Here is a 20,088-nt window from a genome sequence, read left to right on the forward strand (position 1 = left end):
TACGCAACATAATCTACAGTAAGCATACCCCATACAATGAAAAAACTACTACTTTTTTTATTATTCAGCACGGCAGCTTTTGCCCAGTTAGAAGTTCAGCCGCTTCCTGAATTTGCTTTATGCGACCCCAACAATGATGGTGTTACAATGTTTGACCTTACTGTAAATACCCCGATTGTATTAGGCGTGCTGCCTCCCAACGAGTATGCGGTTACCTATCATGAAACCGAACAATCTGCTCAGGATAATACGGATGCTATTGAGGAGCCCGAAACATATACCAACATATTTTCGCCTGCACGCACACAAACAATATATATCAGGGTTACCCAAATTGCAAACCCCGTTAATTATGCTGTTACCACATTGCCGTTGCGGGTGCTGCCGTCTGCCGTAGTAGGGAATCTGCCTACCCTCAACCCGTCTAACTGCGAGGGGCAGCCTACATATAACCTTACGTTGAATAATGACTTAGTTAACCCTGCTTATACAGTAAGTTATTATGCAACCGAAGATGATGCCCTGATGGAGCAAAATCTTATTACAGATCCTGCTTCATACACTACCACGGCATCTACCGTATGGTTAAGGGTTGTAAACGAAACATCAAACCCTAACGTGCCCACATGTTTTAGGGCAGTACCGCAACATTTAGGCACAAATGTATTAACCCTGCAAACGGGGATTAATGATCAGACTGCTATTTTAGTGGCAACAGGTGTAGCACCTTTTTTATATGCTATGGATGTTAATCCGTATCAGGAGTCTAATATTTTTACTAACCTTATTCCCGGTGCGCATCAGGCACGGGTACAGGACGCCTGCGGTAATCAAATTGTTTTATCTTTTGAGATAGTGGCAGCTAACCCTCCTGCAGGAGAAAGGCTGCAAACATTTACAGCCGGAGAAACCCTTGCTAACCTTGAGGTTACCGGCGAAAATATACAATGGTATACCACACTCACAGGAAATATTATGTTGCCGATAACAACTTTATTAACAGATGGCAGTACTTATTATGCCGAGCAATATGTAAACGATGTTCGCAGTTCACAACGCCTTGGTGTTACCGTAAGTTTGATATTAGGCACAAATACTAATACATTGCAAAATCTTGCCTATTATCCTAATCCGGTTAAAAACACGTTAAGCATTAAAAATACAATAGATATAAACAATATTGCAATATATAATACGCTTGGGCAGCAGGTGCTAAACAATATTGTAAATACTACAGAAGTATTTTTAAACTTTGCTGCACTAAATAGCGGTATTTACTTTGTAAAAATACAGGCAGGCAATAATAGTAAGACAATACGTGTTGTAAAAGAATAATGAAACAACACCCCACTTTTAAATACAAAAGTGGGGTGTTGCTTGTTATATATCAGGGCAAAGTACCCGTTTACTACGATGGTGCTTTGCTTGATTTCCAATAGGAAATAATTTCTGAAATAAGCTTTTTGTAATCTTCAAACCTTACGGGTTTACAAAAATATCCCTGCACAGACATTTGATATGCCTGTTGTATGTAATCCTGGTTAGTGCCGGATGTAGTTAAAAAAATATACGGTATACAACGGTCTTTAAGTTCAGGGTCATTAAAAATACGGCCGCGAAGGGTAAAGCCGTCTACCTTGGGCATATTGATATCAGATAGCATAAGGAAAGGTTCTGTACCCGTTTCTTTTAAGTAATCTATTACCTTGGCACTATCTTCGAGCATTACCAACCGGTTGCTGTAGTTATTTTCATGTAAGACCTGCTCAAAAACTTCGGCGAGAATCTCCCTGTCATCTGCATCATCTTCAATGATTATGATATCGCCGTTCTTTTTCATAAGTCAAATATAAAATAAAAAATTAAGCATTAAGAACCAAGCGTAAAATCTTATAAAAATTTCGTTAAAAACTCATGTTTTGCCGATGAAAAAAGATGGGAGCAGCACGCCTGCCGCTCCCGGGCTAAAAAATAAAAATACCTTTAGTAATTAAGATGCCATGGTTAAGAAAAAAAAAGCCTGTTGGTTAAAAGAAATAATTTGGTAAGACAACATTGTTTTTTGAGGGGGCCAAAAAATTTAAATTAGTCTTTACATTACAGGCTTTTTTAAAATGTCATGCTCGCTATTAACCAATTACAGTTAATACTGCATTAACATGAATAATCATTTTGTAATTACTACCGCCGATTATTCTGATACAAAGATGCGCTTAAACAAGTGCTGTACATAGGTAGAAATTACCTGATTTATACAAACAGGTAGTTTTACGCGCTATAAATTGATGTAGTTTTAAGAATACAACTTAAAATAATGCAACAGAACATTATAAGGTAATTTGCAAATTTAAGAACAACGTAATTATTATATAACTGGCAGGTCTTCCACCTTTATAATCGTGTGCTGTATGGCATAAATTACAAGGCCTGCTATATTTTTCGCACCTGTTTTAGCAAACAGGTTGTTTTTATGCCCTTCGGCTGTGCGTTGTGTAATAAAAAGTATCTCTCCTATTTCTTTAGCCGTTTTTTGCTGGCAAATAAGTTTTAATACATCCAGTTCCCTTTCAGATAATACCTCTTCATCATCCAGTACCGGCTTAGGCGACTTAGATGTTATCTGTTCACGAAGTACCTCCATTTGGTCGCCTTCAAAATAGAAGCCCTGTTTATGCACCGTGTTTATAACATCTGTAAGGTGCGCGGGCGATATACCTTTTGGCAAAAAGGCAGCCACACCGGTTTTAAGCATAAAACCCATAAAGGTTTTTTGGTAATGCGATGATATTACTATAACCTTAATATCGGGGTAAATGGTTTTAAGATGTGTTGTTATCTCTATGCCATCCATACCGTCCATGCGCAGGTCGAGCAATAATATATGCGGCTTAACTGCCGCCCCTGCAAGCTGAGAAAACAAATCGCTACCATTGCCTGCGGTAAATAACACCTTCATACCTGCACAGTTTTGCAGGTATGCCTCAAGGAGGCTTACAATAAGGGCATCATCATCGGTTATGGCAATAGTAATATCTTCCATGGTAAGGTTTTAAATTTATGTAGCAGGAACTACAATTAAAGTAGCTGTACCTTTGCCCTGGGCAGATGTAACACGGTATTTTGCGTTAAGGTACTGCATTCGTAACTCTAAACTGTGCAGGCCAAGCCCTTTTTTTAATTGTCCGGCTTCGTAGCCGCGACCATTATCTTTTACAAGCAATATAAAATTTTTATTAGTATGACGCAAGTGGATAACCACAGCTGTTGCCTGAGCATGTTTATTAATGTTTGTAACCAGCTCCTGAGCCACACGAATAAGCTGAATTTTAATTTCGGGAGATAAGGCAGCGGCAGTGCGCACATCTTTATAATAGGTAATATTAAGCTTTTGCTGCCACGGGCTTACCACATTATCTATCAGGTCTTCTATATTAGAAAATGCTATGAGCGGTGGTGTAAGGTCATGCGATATACGGCGGGCTTCGGCAATGCTTTCGCCCAGCATTTCATCTATATCGTTAATGGCAACACCTGTCTGGCTCTTAAGGCGTATAACGCTAAGCTTGCCTATAAGGCTGTCGTGCAAATCGGCAGCAATGCGCTCGCGTTCCTTTTCCTGTGCCTGTAAGTTGGTTTCCAGTAATTTTTTTTGATGTTCCAGCGCCGTTTGTGCTTCGCGCAGGTTAGCCTCGGTCATGCGTTTATAACCGGTATACATTATCCATATCACAAAAAAGAGTATGGTAAAAACCAATACAACAATAATTGCTATCCATAGGGCAATTACCTGTGGGTCCTGCCATTTTTCCATATCACTACGCTAAACTTCATCGATGGTTAAGCCGCAAAAGTACTTAATAAATTAGTTAAAGTGATTACAAAATGATGCAGATGTGTACCGGGAATATACAATTTTGCCACAAACTGCTCTTTATAAAACACACTGCCTGCCGCTTATTCTATAACCATTTGGCTCCCTATGCTTTAAAATTAAGCAATATGGCATTTATTTTTAATACCGCATGTATAAATTAATGACACAAGGTATGTATAGAACAGCGCTATTACTGCAACATTAATAGTCCATACATAAAACTGGGTGCCCGTATTATCGTTAATAAAAAAATTGAAGGGCAGGAACATAATGGCATTTATGGTAAAAAAAATAAGGATTACTGCATTAAGCCTGAAATTAGTAAACATGGTTTCGCAAAAGCTGTTTGCCCTTTGATAAAAGAAAAACAAGGCCATTATAACTATAATAAAATTATCGACCACCTTAGCATAAGGCTGAAAATCTTTAATGGCTACTGTGGCAAAAACAAAGTTTTGTAAAAACTCGGCTATAATAAATATAGCACCTGCAAGCCCTAACCCAAGCAGTAGTTTATCTGGCCGTGGCAGTAAATACCTGTTATACAAATAAACAAAAAAGAGCATTTCTAAAAAGCTGAAAATGGGCAGTATAATTAAATTACTGCTGCAATACATCATTACTGCAACACTTGCAACTTCTACCGCCAGCATTAATGCAAGGTAACACGTAAGGCATTTGTGCAGGCCGCTTAGCCTTTTATAAAACAGCATGCCTAAAATTATACCAATACATAACACGACACAGGACAAGTGCCCTATAGCCATAGATAATAGTTTTAGATCCATTTTACCTTTAAATATAACTGCAAATAAATCAGGATGCTTAAAGCATGACCTTGCCTCTATAAAGTTAAATTAAAATATAACAGGAATGAATACAAATAGATGTTTTTGTAACAGTTGCTAAACGGTAGTTATCTACTCAAAAATACTTTGCAACTTATTGCTGCCATTTTTCCAGATAAGGATTGTTAAGTAAAGATAAAAGGATGTTATGAAAAACACGTTTATTGTCCAGATATAAAATTTAGCATTGCCCGATGCATTTATTATAAAGTTGAAGGGCAGAAATATAATTGCATTAACAGTAAAGTAAAGCAGTATTACTGTATTTAACTTAAAGTTTGTTAACCATGTTTCGTTAAAGCTATTCATTTTTTGGTAGTAAAAAACCAACGCCATAATAATTACTATAAAGTTATCTGTAATTTTAGCATAAGGCTGAAACTGCTTAACATTAATGGTATTAAATACAAAGTACTGAAAGAACTCTGTAATTATATACGACATTCCGAGCAGGCCTAAACCTATTATTATTTTATTGGGCTTAGATAATAAATGTTTATTGTAGAAGTAAACGAAAAACAAAAGCTCGATAAAGCTAAAAATGGGGAGCATAATTAAATTAGAGCCTATAAAATAGGGTATTATTTTACAGGTTGCATCTATGCAAAGCATTAAAAATAAATAGCAGGATATGCTTTTATGCAAATTATTCATTTTTTTATGGAAGAACATTGTTCGTAGCATGGCAATGCATAATATTGCGGTACTTACATACCCAAGGTAATGGGAAAAATCTCTCAAACTCATATTGCTTTCTTACAGGTGAGATCCTAATTTTATCAGGCCGCGAAATAAACAATAAACATTGACAAATTCAACAATGAGTTGAAAAAACATAAAAAAGCAGGCGAAGTAATTACCAGCCTGCTTTTGTTGATTATCGCTTTGTTAAGATTTCGCAATGACTCGCCTGCCGTTTTTCCAGATTAAAATACTCAGGTAACTATAGAATAGTAAAATGATTACAATATTTACCATCCATATATAGAACCTCACGCCGATATTTTCATTTATAATAAAATTGAAGGGTATGTAAATGATTGTATTTATAGTAAAGTAAATAAGTATGGCCGTATTCAATCTAAAGTTGTTCCACTTGGTTTCATTAAAGCTGTTCATCTTTTGATAGTAAAAGGCTAATGCCATAATAATTATAACAAAATTATCAGTTATTTTGCAATATGGCTGAAACTGTTTTAAATTGAGTGTATTAAAAACAAAATATTGTAAAAACTCTGCAATAATATATACCAGCGCTAAAAGACCCAAACCTATTATTATTTTACTTTCTTTTTTAAGCAAATAGCTATTGTATATATATACAAAAAATAATAACTCAGCAAAACTGAATATGGGAAGAACAATCATATTAGGATGTTTGTAATATTGCAAAATCCTGCATGCAATATCTACTGCAAGCATAAGTGCCATATAAATTAGGATGCGTTTATGTAACCGATCTAATTTTTTGTAAAACAAAAAACCTATTACTAAACCGATAACTAATGCTATACTGCTTACGTAGCCCAGATAAGATGCAAATTTAGAGAATGTCATTAATACTTAAAGTTGTAATAAATAAAAACTTGACTGGGCAGCACTTGTGCTAAAAGGCGGTACGGACTCGACCATATCATCATAATAGGTAGCCGTCATTTCTATATTGGTAACAATAAGGTCGGCAGTAAATTGCTGTGCCAGCGTTGGCTGAGCTATTAAGCCGAAATTAATTGTCCTGGTAGGGTTAGCAGCAGGCTCAAAATCGCTTACATGTATGGCAAATGCCTGAAACATTCCTACTGCCGATGCCACCTGTGCAGGTGTCCATGTAGTATAATTATTATTCCATGCAGTAATGCGCTTTGACGCTTCCTTTTTAGATATACGGTTGTCTTTTAGCTGCAATGCCACATCGCATTCGGTTACATAATTATTAATTGTGGCAGCATAAGCAGGTGTATCGTACTTAGACGGTATCATTAAAAAAATGAACTGCCCGTTTTTTACTGCAGGGTAGGCATGCACATAATCTGACCCTGTGCCCATTGCCTGTACAAAATTGTAAAGAAAACAGTTGCCCTGTCCAAAATACTCAAGAAGTTTAGGAGTATTGTTTAACACATTATGCCAGTTGGCAATACTTTGTTTAATAGTAGGTATATCCATATATAAGATTTATTTTGATTTAAAAACTTAATAAATATTCTTAATTTCTTCCCAAATTTAAGGTTTTACAAACCAAAAAAAGATGCAAAATAAATAAATTATGGTTGTATTTACAGCACTTCTGCTTAAAAATAACTATAAAATAAATAATACTTTTTTACAAAATAGCCTACCTTATTTTTATTATAAGATAATGGCTACAATCTGCGTTGCCGTTATGTAATAAGATACAATAATGTTTACTATACTCTAATAAGTTTTAAATGTAAATCCTGTATACCTTTGCTTTACAATATAAAAATATGGCTTTACAATGTTACTGCGGTTCGGGAATTTTTTTTGATAATTGTTGCCAACCTTATATTAAAGGAGTAATTGCTGTGCCTACGGCCGAGGCTTTAATGCGCTCCCGGTATAGCGCGTATGCCGTGCATGATGCCCATTATTTATGGCAAACCACGGCGCCAAAAGAACGCAGGCACCATAGCAAAGCAGCCATTTTAAAATGGGCAAAAAGCAACCGGTGGCTTAAGCTGGAAGTACTAAATGCAACCGAAACCACTGTAGAGTTTAAAGCCTATTACTTTGATAATTTACTGCATGCACAAGTGCATCATGAAAAATCGGCATTTATAAAAGAGGGTGGTAGCTGGTATTATGTAAATGGAGAATATTAATGCCAAAGTTAAGCGTCCAAATATTTGCGTGACATTCTTAAATGCATTGGAATATAAATTTACAAATGATGTAAGCCTGCCTAAAATTTGGGTAAGATAGGTGTAACAAAAACGGCTTGGTATCATCTAATAGTCTTAAATCATACAATCTAAAAATCCAATATAATGACATCACACGAAATTGACTACCAAATTTATGGTGAAGAAATGCAATATGTAGAGATAGAGCTCGACCCACAGGAGGCTGTTGTGGCAGAGGCAGGAAGCTTTATGATGATGGACAACGGCATACAAATGAACACCATTTTTGGCGATGGCGCTAACCAGAATGAGGGCTTAATGGGCAAGCTGTTTTCGGCGGGCAAAAGGCTCCTTACCGGCGAAAGCCTTTTCATGACAGTATTCCATAACCAGGATAAAGGCGTGCGTAGGGTAAGTTTTGCATCGCCGTATCCCGGTAAAATTGTACCCTTAGATTTAAGGCAGTTTAACGGTAAATTTATTTGCCAGAAGGATGCCTTTTTGTGTGCTGCAAAGGGCGTAACCGTGGGTATAGAGTTTTCTAAAAACCTGGGGCGTGGGCTTTTTGGCGGTGAGGGTTTTATTATGCAAAAACTGGAAGGCGATGGCCTTGCCTTTATACATGCCGGCGGTACACTGGCACGTAAAGAGCTGGGCAGCGGCGAAGTGCTTAAGGTAGATACCGGCTGTATTGTAGGCTTTTCTCAAACGGTAGATTATAATATAGAATTTATAGGCGGTATTAAAAATACTGTTTTTGGTGGCGAGGGCTTATTTTATGCCACACTGCGCGGCCCCGGCATTGTATACATACAGTCGTTGCCGTTTAGCAGGCTTGCCGGCAGGATATATGCATCTGCACCGCAGGGCGGCGGGCAGCAACGTGGCGAAGGCAGCATACTGGGAGGCCTGGGTAACTTGCTCGATGGCGATAACAGGTTTTAATTTTCTGAAATATTAGAACTATACTTTTTTTCCATTTCGACGAAGGAGGAATCTCTGCAAAAACCGGGTTTCTGTTTCATCGGAATGGGATTTTTTTTGCAGAAAACGTATCCCGGCAGATAATACCATTTATGAATATATATTAGCCTGATTTTTCTGCTATTTAATTTTACTTTGCGTGACAATTATTTAGACTGGATTATATTAATAATTGGTATAACCTTTGGGTTAACCCGGATTGCGGACTTAAAACCCGTATTGGGATGAAACCATAATCACTAATCAATTGTTTTTTTTGGCGTAACTTTTGATATTCCCACTATACATTAACCACACCTTTATGAAACAATTATTACTTAAAATCTTTTTCGTTGCGGCACTGTTAAGCACCACTGTTTTGTCTGCCCAAAAAAATTTCACAATGAACAAAGGGGGCACAAAGCAAAAAAAATATTTTACAACCATACCCTATAAAGACGTTAAAACAAAAGTTATTGTGCAATGCCATATAAATGGCAAGCCTTATAGTTTTATAGTAGATACCGGTGCTGCAACTACCATTACACCAAAATTGTATAAAGAACTTAACCCGCAGGTTATTAACCATATTCCGGTAATCGACCAGAGTGGCAAGACAGATAGCCTGCAGATAGTATCATTAAATAGTGTACAACTGGGCGATGTTACTTTTAACGATATACCTGCAATGGTATTAAAAGAAACACAACTGTTTGATTGTTATAAAGTAGATGGGCTTATAGGCAGTAACATGCTGCGCAACTCTGTAGTGCAATTTGCATCGCAAACCCGGTTAGTAACCATTACAGATAAACCAAAGCAGCTTAACCTTAAAAGCAAATATGCCTCTAAAATGCTTACAGATAAGGGGCAAAGCAACCCTGTTATTAAAATTGACGTGCTTAATGGCGAAATGCACCTAACGGATAATCTTTTGTTTGATAGTGGAATGGCCAGTTTTTACGACCTTTCTTATAAGGGTTTTAAAGAAGTGTTAGCAACAGTAAACCTGTTAACAATAGAGGCAAAGGCGGTAGGGAGTTATTCATTTGGTTTGCACGGAATATCTGATGATGAGGAAAGCTACAGGCTGCTTGCCCCCGAATTGAAAATAAATGGTTACACCTTTAAAAATGTAACTACCATCACTACACATGGTTCATCGTCGCGCATTGGTGCCGAACTTTTTAAATACGGCACGGTTACACTGGATTATATTAATAACAAATTCTATTTTGAACCATTTGTTAATGAAGCTAAAGACCTTGCCGAAAAAAGCTGGCCGTTTATACCTACTGCAAAAGATGGCAAGATAGTAGTAGGGCTGGTATGGGATAAAGAATGGGAGGGTAAAATTAATCAGGGCGACTATATAATTTCTTTTAATGGCACTAATTATGAAAATGCCGATATATGCGAAGCAATGGTTGCAGAGCAGGTTTCAACGGCTACAAAAGCAACCCTTGTACTTAAAGATGCTAAAACAGGCGAGGTTAAAACATTTGAAGTAACGAAGTAGCTTTCTTCTCTGCAATAATTCCTCCGGCAGTTAAGGATGGATATCTTCCATTCACGATTTTGACCGTTGTTAGCATTGTAAAAAAACAATCCTTATATTTACACTTTGGCTTTAGGGGTATTCTGAAAAGAATTGAGAGAGTCCCTTTGAACCTGACGCGGTTAGTACCGTCGTAGGGAAAAGCGCAGGAACACCGTTCCTAACTCCATTTTTACAGGAGGCTCTATTGCCATATTTATTTAAACTTAAAAAATATGAAAGAGTCTCTTTGGCAATCCATCATTTCTGTAAGAAAAAATTCTCCACTTGTACATAACATTACTAACTATGTGGTAATGAACAATACTGCCAATGCTCTTTTGGCAGCGGGTGCGTCGCCCATAATGGCACACGCCCATGCCGAAGTTAAAGATATGGTTACCCTTTGCAGTGCCACAGTTATAAACATAGGCACGCTCGATGAGTACTGGGTACAAAGCATGCTTCTTGCAGCACAAAAGGCACATGAAAGTAACAAGCCCTGGGTACTGGACCCTGTTGGGGCAGGCGCAACCACCTATCGCGACGAAACGATTGCAGCATTGTTAGCTTTTAAGCCCACGGTTATTCGCGGCAATGCTTCAGAAATTATGGCTCTTGCCAAAATGAGCCGGCAAAAAACAAAGGGTGTAGATAGTGTGCACCTTAGTACCGATGCTATTGTGGCCGCCAAATGGCTCAATGCAAATTTTGGCAGTGTAATATGCGTATCTGGCGCTACAGATGTTATTATAAATGGCAGTACCCAGATATTACTTACAAACGGGCATACGCTAATGCAGCAGGTTACCGGGCTGGGCTGCACAGCAAGTGCGCTCGTAGCTGCATTTGTGGGTAACGAGCCACACGATGTTTTTAAGGCTACGGCGGCGGCAATGGCACTGCTGGGTGTAGGGGGCCAGTTAGCCGAAGAGCAATCATCAGGGCCGGGAAGCTTACAGGTAAATTTACTCGATAAACTTTATAATATTACTGAAACCGAATTTTACCAAACCGTAAATGCACAACAGCTTAATGAATAGTGCCTTCCCTTACCGGTTATATTTAGTGATAAGCGAAGCCGATTGTAAAGGCCGTGATATTGTTTGGGTAACAGAACAAGCCATTAAAGGTGGTGTGCAGGTGGTACAGCTACGGGAAAAGCATAAAAGCTTTGAAGCCTTTGCAAAAGTGGCAGTCAGGTTAAAAAACATGTTAGACAACTACAACGTACCCTTAATTATAAACGACAATATAGATGTTGCGCTTGCGTGCGGTGCCCGTGGCCTGCATGTGGGCAATACAGATTTGCCACCATCATTAGTAATGCAGCAATGGCCGAAGTGTACAATGCTGGGCTACTCTATAGAATATATTGAGCAATTGTATAAAGATGAGGTTAGCCACGCAACGCACCTGGGTATTAGCCCGGTGTTTAGCACACCCACAAAAACCAACACCGTTACAGAGTGGGGACTTGAAGGCATAGCCAAAATAAAAACGCTGACAAATAAGCCCCTTGTAGCCATAGGCCGGATGAATGCAGATAACGCCTATGGTGTTATTACCGCAGGAGCCGATTGCATTGCAGTAGTTTCGGCAATATGCGGGGCAGAAGATCCGGCGAATGCCGCCGAAGCCATTCGCAATCAAATAGAAAAAGCATTATGAAAAAATGTACGTACCCTGCGGTGCTTACCATTGCAGGATCTGATTCCGGTGGCGGGGCGGGCATCCAGGCCGATATAAAAACGTTCTCGGCTTTAGGTTGCTATGGCATGAGCGTTATTACAGCCCTAACGGCACAAAATACCCTTGGAGTTACAGCTATACACAGCGTACCGCCAGCCTTTGTAAAAGCACAGCTCGATGCCGTATTGCAGGACATTCGCCCTCTTGCCATAAAAATAGGGATGGTACACAGCCCTGAACTGGTTGTTGTAATTGCCAATGCGCTACGCCAGTATCCTGATATACCCGTAATACTCGACCCTGTTATGGTAGCCACCAGCGGCGACAGGCTTATAGCGCAGGAAACCGTTACGCATTTAGTATCTGAACTTTTTCCGCTGTCTGCACTCATTACACCAAATCTTGATGAGGCGGCATTATTAGCGGGCATGCCAATAGCAACCGTAAACGATATGGAAACAGCAGGTAAAATAATAATGGAGCAGGGCTGCAAGGCGCTTTTGCTTAAAGGCGGGCACCTGCAGCAAAACCAACTTACCTCCCTGCTTTTTGCCGCCGATGGAACTATCAAGCGTTTTACATCTCATAAAATTGAAACCAAAAATATGCACGGTTCGGGTTGCACATTGTCGTCGGCCATAGCTGCTTATATTGCACGTGGCGAAACTTTAGCACAGGCCGTAGCATTAGCGCAGGACTATGTTCACGGTGCTATTTTACACGGTAAAGATGTTACCACAGGCAAAGGCCACGGCCCGCTGAACCACTTTTATAACCCTCAAAAAATGATACTTAATGTTGAATGATAATTTTTAAAACTTAATTTTTTATTAAAGGAACGATCTTAATTTGTACCATATCGCTGTCGTCTTCCCAACTATCAGGATTGTCCTGCCAATTAGTAACCATTATAACTTTGCCTGCGTTGTTAAGTAAAATATATTTAGAATAATCATCAATCATTTCAAACTGTGGTGGTGTAATTTCGGCAACAAACTTCGTGTTTCGTTTTTGGGTTTTATCGCCATACACAGCATCTTTTAAAACAGCGATTTTAATATCCTTGTCGAGTTTTTGCAGATAATCTACTGCGCCGATAATTTTATTACTGTTTTGCGGATCGACCAGTAACACATAAAAGTCCAGATCATAATCTTTAGCCACTTTAATTGCTGTAGGTAAATGCAGGCGGCACGGCTCGCACCAAATGCCAAAGGTGTAAAACAGGGTATTCTTTTTGCCAGATTGTTGTGCCAGTTTATAAATATCGTTACTGTCAACGCTTACAATATTTACATTGGTTGGTGTTGCTTTACTTTCAGTAGTTTGTTGTGCACAGGCACAAAAATAACATGCAAAAACGCACAGTATAAGAAATTGTTTCATGGTTTATTGGTTATTAATTGGTTAGAAAGAAACTTAAAAGCACAGGCCCGGTTATATAATTATAGACGCTAAAACTTTTAAAATGGTTGCATATAGTACAATAATATTTAAACTAAACTAAATTAACTAATGAAATGGAGTAACACCGCATGGCATGAAGCCCTGCCCATATATAATACTATTACGGCAATGCCTTTTATAAAAGAACTGGCCGCGGGGACACTCGACCTCGAAAAGTTTAAATACTACATGCAGCAGGATGCGCATTACCTGGAATACTTTGCCCGTACACTATCGGTAATTGCAGCAAAAGTAACTGATGTAAACACTATGTTAGACTTTGTGCGCTTTGCCGAAGGTGCCATAGTAGTAGAGCGCGCGCTGCACGACGGTTATTTTAAACAGTATCAAGTAGCTGAGCGTGCGCCAATATCGCCCACCTGCCACCACTATGTACACTTTATGCAAAGCATGGCTTACGGGGCAGATGTCGCTGTTGCCATGGCGGCCGTGCTGCCGTGTTTCTGGATCTATAAAAAGGTGGGCGACCATATACTGCAACATCAATCGCAAGGTGAAAATCCGTATGCCGACTGGATTGCTACTTACGCAGGAGAAGAGTTTGGAGGTATTGTAGATAAAGCAATTGCCTTGTGCGATGCAGCGGCTGCTATTGCCACACCTGCCCAACAGGAAGCCATGACGGCAGCTTTTATAACGGCAAGCAGGCTGGAATTTGCCTTTTGGGACAGTGCCTACAAATTAGAAACATGGTAAAGGCCCGCGCGTTTTTTTTATTGGCATAAGTTATAGTACATTCGCACAACTTACTATAAACTATTTATGCTTAAAAAATTACTCAGGCTTTGTTGTTTTATACTCCTTATTAAAGGGAATATTTTATTGGCACAAAGCATAGGCAGCCTTAACCAGGGGGGTACAAGCCAAAAAAATTATTTTACCCAGATACCGTATACAGAGGTAAAAAGTAAAGTAATTGTGGCATGTACCATACAGGGTAAACCCTACCGCTTTATTGTAGATACCGGTGCCGGTATGAGCATTACCCCAAAAGTATTTAACGAGCTGCACCCTGCCGTACTTAGCAATGTGCCGGTTAGCGACCAGGCGGGTATTGTAGACGACCTGCAGGTGGTGGCACTACAAAACATAAAGCTGGGCAGCGTGGTGTTTAACAATATCCCTACGGTGGTTGTAAAAGATGCCACTATTTTTGAGTGTTTTAATGTAGACGGACTTATAGGAAGCAACCTGTTGCGCAACTCTATTGTGCAGTTTTCGTCTAAAACGCATACGCTCACACTTACAGATGACCCTAAAAAACTGGCACTTAATAAAAAGTATGCATCTGCTATGCAGCTTACACCTGTGCAAAGCAACCCGTATGTGTGGATAGCGTTGTCTAACGGCAAGAGTAAAGGCAGGGACCACGTGCTGTTCGATTCGGGCATGGATAGTTTTTATGACCTGAGCATGCAAGCCTACCAAACGGTTTTTAAACCTATAAATTTATTCCAACTTCAGGCAGAGGCTGTAGGGAGTTTTACCATAGGGCTTAACGGTGCTGCCGTAGATGAAAATTACTATAAAGTTACCGCTCCGCAATTGTTGCTAAACGGTGTTGCTTTTAAAGATATTACCACCGAGACTACTTATGGCGACAGTTCGCGCATTGGGGCTAATTTATTTAAGCATGGTTTGGTAACGCTTGATTATAAAAACAAAACCTTTTATTTTGAACCGTATAAAACAGGAGCGATAGACTTAGAAGCTACCGACTGGCCTTTTACCCCAACCGTTAAAAATAACAAGCTGGTAGTGGGCATTGTATGGGGCAAGTTATGGAACAACATTATTTTACCCGGCGACGAGATCTTGCAGTTTGATGGTAAAACCTACGAAGGGGTAGATGTATGCAGCATACTAACGAGTTCGCATAAATCGGCAAGCCAGATGGCAAAGTTGGTATTGCGCGATGTAAACACCGGCGAGATAAAGGAACTTGAGGTTAGTAAGGAGGATTGATTTTGTTATCTGTAAATAAAACGAAGCAGATAAAGAACTGCCGTATTTAATTGTTATGAATTTCTCCTTCGTCGAATGTGAGAGCTTGTGTTCCATTTCGACCGTAGTGCAACGAAGTGGAGAAATCTCAAAATTATTAGAACTATAAATTGTTCCCAATTTTTGCTACGCAAAGGCGTAGAGCCGCAAGGCTTTGCGACTTAACAGTCGCTGAAGTACTCCTGTATATTGATTCCCCGCTTTGCGTCTCTGCGTCTTTGCGTGACATTTAAACCTATAAATAACTTACTTTACAAAGTCAATAGCTGCTGCCTTGTTCGTGCTATTTCTGACATGGATATTTTTATCACGCAAAGGCGCAGAGACGCAAAGCTTTGCGACATAGCAGTCGCTGAATAACAATTTCTCCAGACAGTTTCGCGGCTCTGCGCCTTTGCGTGACACGAAGAAAGAATCTATTTTAGAGATTGAGATTCTTCGGCTACGTTGCACTCCGCTCAGAATGACACAGATTTGTTCAAAATTTTAGAACTACATAGTATATTACAAAAAAAAGCGGCCTTATTAAAGCCGCTTTTTTGCATTACATAAAAATGTAATTATAGTATAAGCATTGCATCGCCATAAGTGTAAAACTTATAACCTTCGGCAATTGCCTCTTCATAAGCTCTTTTCATAAGGTCGTGGCCCATAAAGGCAGATATCATCATAAGCAATGTACTTTTTGGCGTATGGAAGTTAGTTATCATACAGTCTGCCACGCTAAAATCGTACGGAGGGAAAATAAACTTGTTAGTCCACCCCACATACGGGTTAAGGGTGCGCTGCGATGAAACCGAACTTTCCATGCCCCTCATGCTTGTAGTACCTACAGCACAAATCTTACCTTTTTTAGCTTTAGCGTTATTTACAATATCGCAGGCTTTTTGGGTAATAATAAGCTCTTCACTATCCATTTTATGTTTAGAAAGGTCTTCTACCTCAACCGGGTTAAAAGTACCAAGCCCTACGTGAAGCGTGATTTCGGCAAAGTCTACACCTTTAATCTCTAACCTTTTAAGTAAGTGTTTAGAAAAGTGAAGGCCAGCAGTAGGCGCTGCAACAGCACCTTCTTCTTTAGCATAAATAGTTTGGTAACGCTCTGCATCTTCAGGCTCTACCTCACGGTTTATGTATTTAGGTATTGGGGTTTCTCCCAGCTCTGTAAGTTTGTTCCTGAATTCTTCGTAAGAACCGTCGTATAAAAATCGAAGCGTCCTTCCGCGGGAAGTAGTGTTGTCTATAACCTCGGCTACAAGGCTGTCGTCGTCGCCAAAATACAGTTTGTTACCAATACGTATCTTACGTGCAGGGTCTACTAAAACATCCCACAGGCGCTGTTCAGAGTTTAGTTCCCTTAAAAGGAACACCTCTATACGGGCACCGGTTTTTTCTTTATTGCCATAAAGGCGGGCAGGAAATACTTTAGTGTTGTTAAGCACCATTACATCGCCCTCGCCAAAATAATCTATAACATCTTTAAACTGCCTGTGCTCTATGGTTTTGGTTTTACGGTCTATAACCATTAACCTTGACTCATCCCTGTTTTCTGAGGGATATTCTGCCAGTAGCTCTTTGGGCAGGTTGAAATTGAAGTTTGATAATTTCATATATACGTTTAAATGTATGCAAATATACTACTGCAAAGGAGGCGTTGTCAAGTGTTTTGCAATATATTTACAATAAAAGAAATTATATACAAATAAATTCGTAATAATTTTTAAGTAATAAGCTTCAGTAAGTGCTTATTTAATTGGGGTATTTGGATAAAACTAATAATTATAATTATAAAAGAATGAAGAAAAAAGGTATACTTTTAGTTATGATATTATTGTGCAGCAGTAACTTATTTTGCCAAAAGTTATTAATGTCGTGGAGCCAGCAAAATATTGAAAATTATACGTTAGAAATGTATAACGATGCCCAAAAGTTAACTTCAAAGGAGCTTTTGGCAAAGAATGTAAATGATGAAAGCTGGGCAGAAGTATTTTTAACATTAAACGCTTCTATAAATAATTACACTAAAGATACGCTTTACCTTAAAGAACTGGCTAAACAGGTTGCCAATGATAAGCAAACAAAATTAAAAGGAACGAGCCGTTTAATAATTTGGGACAGGATAACTACCGGCGATATCATATTTGAAGGGAAAGGCCTTGTTATGGATAATGATTTGTTTACTGTGGCAGGCAGGTCAAACCAAATATTGCAATCGCTTACAAAGAAAAACTTTGGCTTTGTGACAATTAACACAACCAAAAAAGAACTTTCTATACTTAAAAATAAATGGTTAGACTTTTTGTCTAATAAACCTGTTACAGAGTTTAAACCTGTGGAATTTAAGAATGCAAAAATTGCTGAAATAAGCGCTCCTGAAGCGACAAAAGCGTTAATAATATCACTACAGGAAAACCCTCTAAAAACTGATATTATTAAGAAGTGTCTAAAAAATATTTACAATCTTGATGAGATGCCAAAAGACAAAACATCATCGGCGAACTATTGTAACCCGGATACCTACACCTTGTCTTATTTAGGGATGCTATTTGGCGATGAGAAGACTGACGAAAATAAAGACGCTAACTGGTGGAGAAATTTTTGGGATAAAAACCATAACAACTTAGTCTGGAATACCGAAAAAGGCTTTTACCAAATAAAAAAATAACCCGGGCCACAAACAATTATTCTCTTTACCAACTTACACGATTACAAAGTGTCAACCTCAAACCCCAACACCTTCATATCGTCCCAAAATGTAGGGTACGATTTAGATACTACGCCGGCATCATTAATGCCTACGGGGGTTTTAATGGCAAGCGGTGCAAATGCCATAGCCATACGGTGGTCGTTATAAGTTGCTACAAAAACGGCAGCCTCACCCCGGCCCTCTCCAAAGGAGAGGGAGTGAGCTTCACTTGGGTTGAATAAATTATGTGGCTGTAAAGCCAGGCTATGGTCTGTGACAGATATTGTTGCACCAAATTTTTCCAGTTCAGTTTTAAGGGCTTCAAGGCGGTCGGTTTCCTTAATTTTTAAAGTGTGCAATCCTGTTAGGTGGCAACCTGTACCTAAACCAAAACAGGTTACGGCAATAGTCTGGGCAATATCAGGAGTGTTGTTAAGGTCGAAGTTGATGGTTGCCGGTTGATAGTTCAGCTTCGTTAGCGTAATAGAGTTATTTCTAAAAACAGTTTCCACACCCAGCTCCTTATAGATTTCTGCCAGGGCACTATCGCCCTGTAAACTGTTTTGCCTGTAAGAAGACAGGGTTATCGCTGTACCTTCGTCAGCCAATGCCACTATCGAATAAAAGTAGGAAGCCGAACTCCAGTCGCTCTCCACAGTTATTTCAGATTCCTTCGAGATTTCAGATTTCAGATTTGAGATGTCAGATTGAGCTTCACTCTCAGCTATTTTAGATTTCTCTTCGGTTTGTAATTTGGTATTTGTATTTTGAGATTTATCCTCATTTAGGTTTGCCCATTGCTGATTGCCCATTGCTGATTTTACAGTAATGGTATTTCCCTCAAAACTGTTTTCTATACCCACTTCATTCAGCAGCCCCAATGTCATTTTAATGTACGGGATAGACGTTAGCTCGCCCTCAAGAGTAAGTTCGAGTCCGTTTTCAAGGCGGCCTGCTATAAGCAATAGCGCGGTAATGTACTGGCTGCTTACACCGGCATTAATGGCAACACTACTTTTAGTAAGCTGCTGCCCTGTTATTTTAAGAGGGGGGAAGCCCTCATTTTCTACATACTCTATAGTGGCACCAAGGCTGCGCAGGGCATCTACTAATACACCTATTGGGCGTTCGCGCATGCGCTGCGACCCTGTTAGGGTTACCGTACGGCCTTGCTGCAAAGCAAAATAAGCTGTAAGAAAACGCATGGCGGTACCTGCATGATGAATGTCTATAACATTACCCGTACTTGCCAGTGCATTTTGCATGGCAATACTATCATCCGACTCTGATATGTTTTGTATGCTTATGCCGGGATACAACGCCTGCAGTAACAGCAGCCTGTTAGTTTCTGATTTGCTTCCCGTTATTGTAATTGCTGCAGATGCTACAGGCTTGTGTAATTGTAATGTAATATCCATAATCGTTTCCGGACAAAATATGCCGCTAAGCCAAAAATAAGAAATTTATTTAAGCTTCTCGTTATTATGGTGGCGGTCATGGTCGCGGCCACTTTTTAAGTCCATCTTTTTATCAAAGGCATCCTGCAGGTTAATACCTGTTTGGTTAGCGAGGCATAATACTACAAAAACCACATCGGCAAGTTCTTCGCCCAGGTCTTTATTCTTGTCGCTTTCCTTTTCGCTTTGCTCGCCATAGCGGCGTGCAATAATACGGGCAACTTCGCCTACTTCCTCGGTAAGCTGAGCCATATTGGTAAGCTCGTTAAAGTAGCGTACGCCATGCTCTTTTATCCAGTTGTCTACGTCCAGTTGTGCGTTTTGTATGTTCATTTTATGGGTGTAATGTTGAGGTTATAAAAGTAAGGATTTCTTATAAAAAGAGACTGTATCTAAGGTGTCATTCTGAGCGAAGTGCAACGCAGCCGAAGAATTTCAATCTTGAATTTCGTCATTTAAAAATTTCAAAGTAGGATTGAAGTCTAAAATTAGCTTATCTTTTTTATTCCTTGTCCATCCTTTTAATTGCTTTTCCCTGTCTATTGCTGTATCTATATCTGAGTATTGTTCCCAATAAATAAGATAATAACATTTATATTTTGCTGTAAACGCTTTAGAAAGTACATCTGGATTTCTATGGGTATATAAACGCTCCCTTAGTTCGTTTGTAACGCCAATGTATATTAGTCAAAATAT

Annotated in this window: 21 protein-coding genes and 1 riboswitch; of the genes, 10 read left to right on the plus strand and 11 right to left on the minus strand. The window is 39.2% G+C overall.

Annotated features, from left to right (window positions below; genetic code table 11):
* Positions 1-36 precede the first annotated feature (36 nt).
* Complete coding sequence (locus F565_RS0110155) at positions 37-1,335, plus strand: T9SS type A sorting domain-containing protein (protein WP_020213115.1); 1,299 nt, start codon at positions 37-39, stop codon at positions 1,333-1,335.
* Positions 1,336-1,408: 73 nt separating this feature from the next.
* Here F565_RS0110155 and F565_RS0110160 read toward each other — a convergent pair whose 3' ends face one another.
* The 6 genes from F565_RS0110160 to F565_RS0110190 form a co-directional block, all read right to left on the minus strand.
* Positions 1,409-1,840 (minus strand): response regulator, encoded by a 432-nt coding sequence (locus F565_RS0110160; RefSeq protein ID WP_020213116.1) that lies wholly within the window; start codon positions 1,838-1,840, stop codon positions 1,409-1,411.
* A 525-nt stretch (positions 1,841-2,365) separates the two neighbouring features.
* A complete protein-coding gene (locus F565_RS0110165) occupies positions 2,366-3,040 on the minus strand; it encodes a response regulator transcription factor (protein WP_020213117.1) in 675 nt (224 codons plus the stop codon).
* Between the two features lie 15 nt (positions 3,041-3,055).
* Positions 3,056-3,811 (minus strand): sensor histidine kinase, encoded by a 756-nt coding sequence (locus tag F565_RS21450; protein WP_020213118.1) that lies wholly within the window; start codon positions 3,809-3,811, stop codon positions 3,056-3,058.
* A gap of 179 nt (positions 3,812-3,990) precedes the next feature.
* A complete protein-coding gene (locus tag F565_RS0110175; RefSeq protein ID WP_231559610.1) occupies positions 3,991-4,662 on the minus strand; it encodes a hypothetical protein in 672 nt (223 codons plus the stop codon).
* A 132-nt stretch (positions 4,663-4,794) separates the two neighbouring features.
* Positions 4,795-5,166 (minus strand): hypothetical protein, encoded by a 372-nt coding sequence (locus tag F565_RS23220; RefSeq protein ID WP_231559611.1) that lies wholly within the window; start codon positions 5,164-5,166, stop codon positions 4,795-4,797.
* A gap of 1,119 nt (positions 5,167-6,285) precedes the next feature.
* Positions 6,286-6,888, minus strand: a complete 603-nt coding sequence (locus F565_RS0110190; protein WP_020213122.1) for a hypothetical protein — start codon at positions 6,886-6,888, stop codon at positions 6,286-6,288.
* Positions 6,889-7,190: 302 nt separating this feature from the next.
* Here F565_RS0110190 and F565_RS0110200 point away from each other — a divergent pair, with 302 nt between their 5' ends.
* The 6 genes from F565_RS0110200 to thiD all read left to right on the plus strand — a co-directional run bounded on the left by F565_RS0110200 (position 7,191) and on the right by thiD (position 12,584).
* Positions 7,191-7,565 (plus strand): YchJ family protein, encoded by a 375-nt coding sequence (locus F565_RS0110200; RefSeq protein ID WP_020213124.1) that lies wholly within the window; start codon positions 7,191-7,193, stop codon positions 7,563-7,565.
* 165 nt (positions 7,566-7,730) lie between these two features.
* On the plus strand, positions 7,731-8,531 hold the full coding sequence (locus tag F565_RS0110205; protein WP_020213126.1) for a TIGR00266 family protein: 801 nt from the start codon (positions 7,731-7,733) through the stop codon (positions 8,529-8,531).
* 340 nt (positions 8,532-8,871) lie between these two features.
* Entirely contained in the window at positions 8,872-10,068 is a 1,197-nt protein-coding gene (locus F565_RS0110215) for a retropepsin-like aspartic protease (protein ID WP_020213127.1), read from the plus strand.
* A gap of 103 nt (positions 10,069-10,171) precedes the next feature.
* A riboswitch (TPP riboswitch) is annotated at positions 10,172-10,264 on the plus strand.
* A 58-nt stretch (positions 10,265-10,322) separates the two neighbouring features.
* The gene (thiM, locus tag F565_RS0110220; RefSeq protein WP_020213128.1) at positions 10,323-11,129 is read left to right on the plus strand and encodes a hydroxyethylthiazole kinase; all 807 of its coding nucleotides are present in this window, start codon (positions 10,323-10,325) and stop codon (positions 11,127-11,129) included.
* Positions 11,107-11,757, plus strand: a complete 651-nt coding sequence (thiE, locus tag F565_RS0110225; RefSeq protein WP_231559612.1) for a thiamine phosphate synthase — start codon at positions 11,107-11,109, stop codon at positions 11,755-11,757. The genes thiM and thiE overlap by 23 nt, the downstream gene beginning before the upstream one ends.
* The gene (gene thiD, locus F565_RS0110230) at positions 11,754-12,584 is read left to right on the plus strand and encodes a bifunctional hydroxymethylpyrimidine kinase/phosphomethylpyrimidine kinase (protein WP_020213130.1); all 831 of its coding nucleotides are present in this window, start codon (positions 11,754-11,756) and stop codon (positions 12,582-12,584) included. The genes thiE and thiD overlap by 4 nt, the downstream gene beginning before the upstream one ends.
* A 13-nt stretch (positions 12,585-12,597) precedes the next feature.
* On the opposite strand, the gene F565_RS0110235 is transcribed toward thiD, so the two are convergent.
* Positions 12,598-13,164: a thioredoxin domain-containing protein gene (locus F565_RS0110235; protein ID WP_020213131.1), complete on the minus strand. Its 567-nt coding sequence runs from the start codon at positions 13,162-13,164 to the stop codon at positions 12,598-12,600.
* 129 nt (positions 13,165-13,293) lie between these two features.
* Between F565_RS0110235 and tenA the strand changes: the two genes are divergently transcribed.
* Both tenA and F565_RS0110245 read left to right on the plus strand, forming a co-directional pair.
* The gene (gene tenA, locus F565_RS0110240) at positions 13,294-13,941 is read left to right on the plus strand and encodes a thiaminase II (protein ID WP_020213132.1); all 648 of its coding nucleotides are present in this window, start codon (positions 13,294-13,296) and stop codon (positions 13,939-13,941) included.
* Between the two features lie 66 nt (positions 13,942-14,007).
* Entirely contained in the window at positions 14,008-15,210 is a 1,203-nt protein-coding gene (locus F565_RS0110245; protein WP_020213133.1) for a retropepsin-like aspartic protease, read from the plus strand.
* A gap of 599 nt (positions 15,211-15,809) precedes the next feature.
* Here F565_RS0110245 and queA read toward each other — a convergent pair.
* Positions 15,810-16,859 carry a tRNA preQ1(34) S-adenosylmethionine ribosyltransferase-isomerase QueA gene (gene queA / locus F565_RS0110250; RefSeq protein WP_020213134.1) on the minus strand — a complete coding sequence of 350 codons (1,050 nt, stop codon included), beginning with the start codon at positions 16,857-16,859 and terminating at the stop codon, positions 15,810-15,812.
* A gap of 185 nt (positions 16,860-17,044) precedes the next feature.
* Here queA and F565_RS0110255 point away from each other — a divergent pair, with 185 nt between their 5' ends.
* On the plus strand, positions 17,045-17,914 hold the full coding sequence (locus tag F565_RS0110255) for a hypothetical protein (protein ID WP_154652587.1): 870 nt from the start codon (positions 17,045-17,047) through the stop codon (positions 17,912-17,914).
* A 41-nt stretch (positions 17,915-17,955) separates the two neighbouring features.
* Here F565_RS0110255 and F565_RS0110260 read toward each other — a convergent pair whose 3' ends face one another.
* From F565_RS0110260 to F565_RS22670, 3 genes are all read right to left on the minus strand, one after another.
* Entirely contained in the window at positions 17,956-19,353 is a 1,398-nt protein-coding gene (locus tag F565_RS0110260) for a 3-phosphoshikimate 1-carboxyvinyltransferase (protein WP_020213136.1), read from the minus strand.
* A gap of 45 nt (positions 19,354-19,398) precedes the next feature.
* Entirely contained in the window at positions 19,399-19,725 is a 327-nt protein-coding gene (locus F565_RS0110265) for a nucleotide pyrophosphohydrolase (RefSeq protein WP_020213137.1), read from the minus strand.
* 102 nt (positions 19,726-19,827) lie between these two features.
* Complete coding sequence (locus F565_RS22670) at positions 19,828-20,076, minus strand: GIY-YIG nuclease family protein (RefSeq protein WP_316931037.1); 249 nt, start codon at positions 20,074-20,076, stop codon at positions 19,828-19,830.
* Between the last annotated feature and the right edge of the window lie 12 nt (positions 20,077-20,088).

Source organism: Flavobacterium rivuli WB 3.3-2 = DSM 21788, from assembly GCF_000378485.1.
GTDB classification, from domain to species: domain Bacteria; phylum Bacteroidota; class Bacteroidia; order Flavobacteriales; family Flavobacteriaceae; genus Flavobacterium; species Flavobacterium rivuli.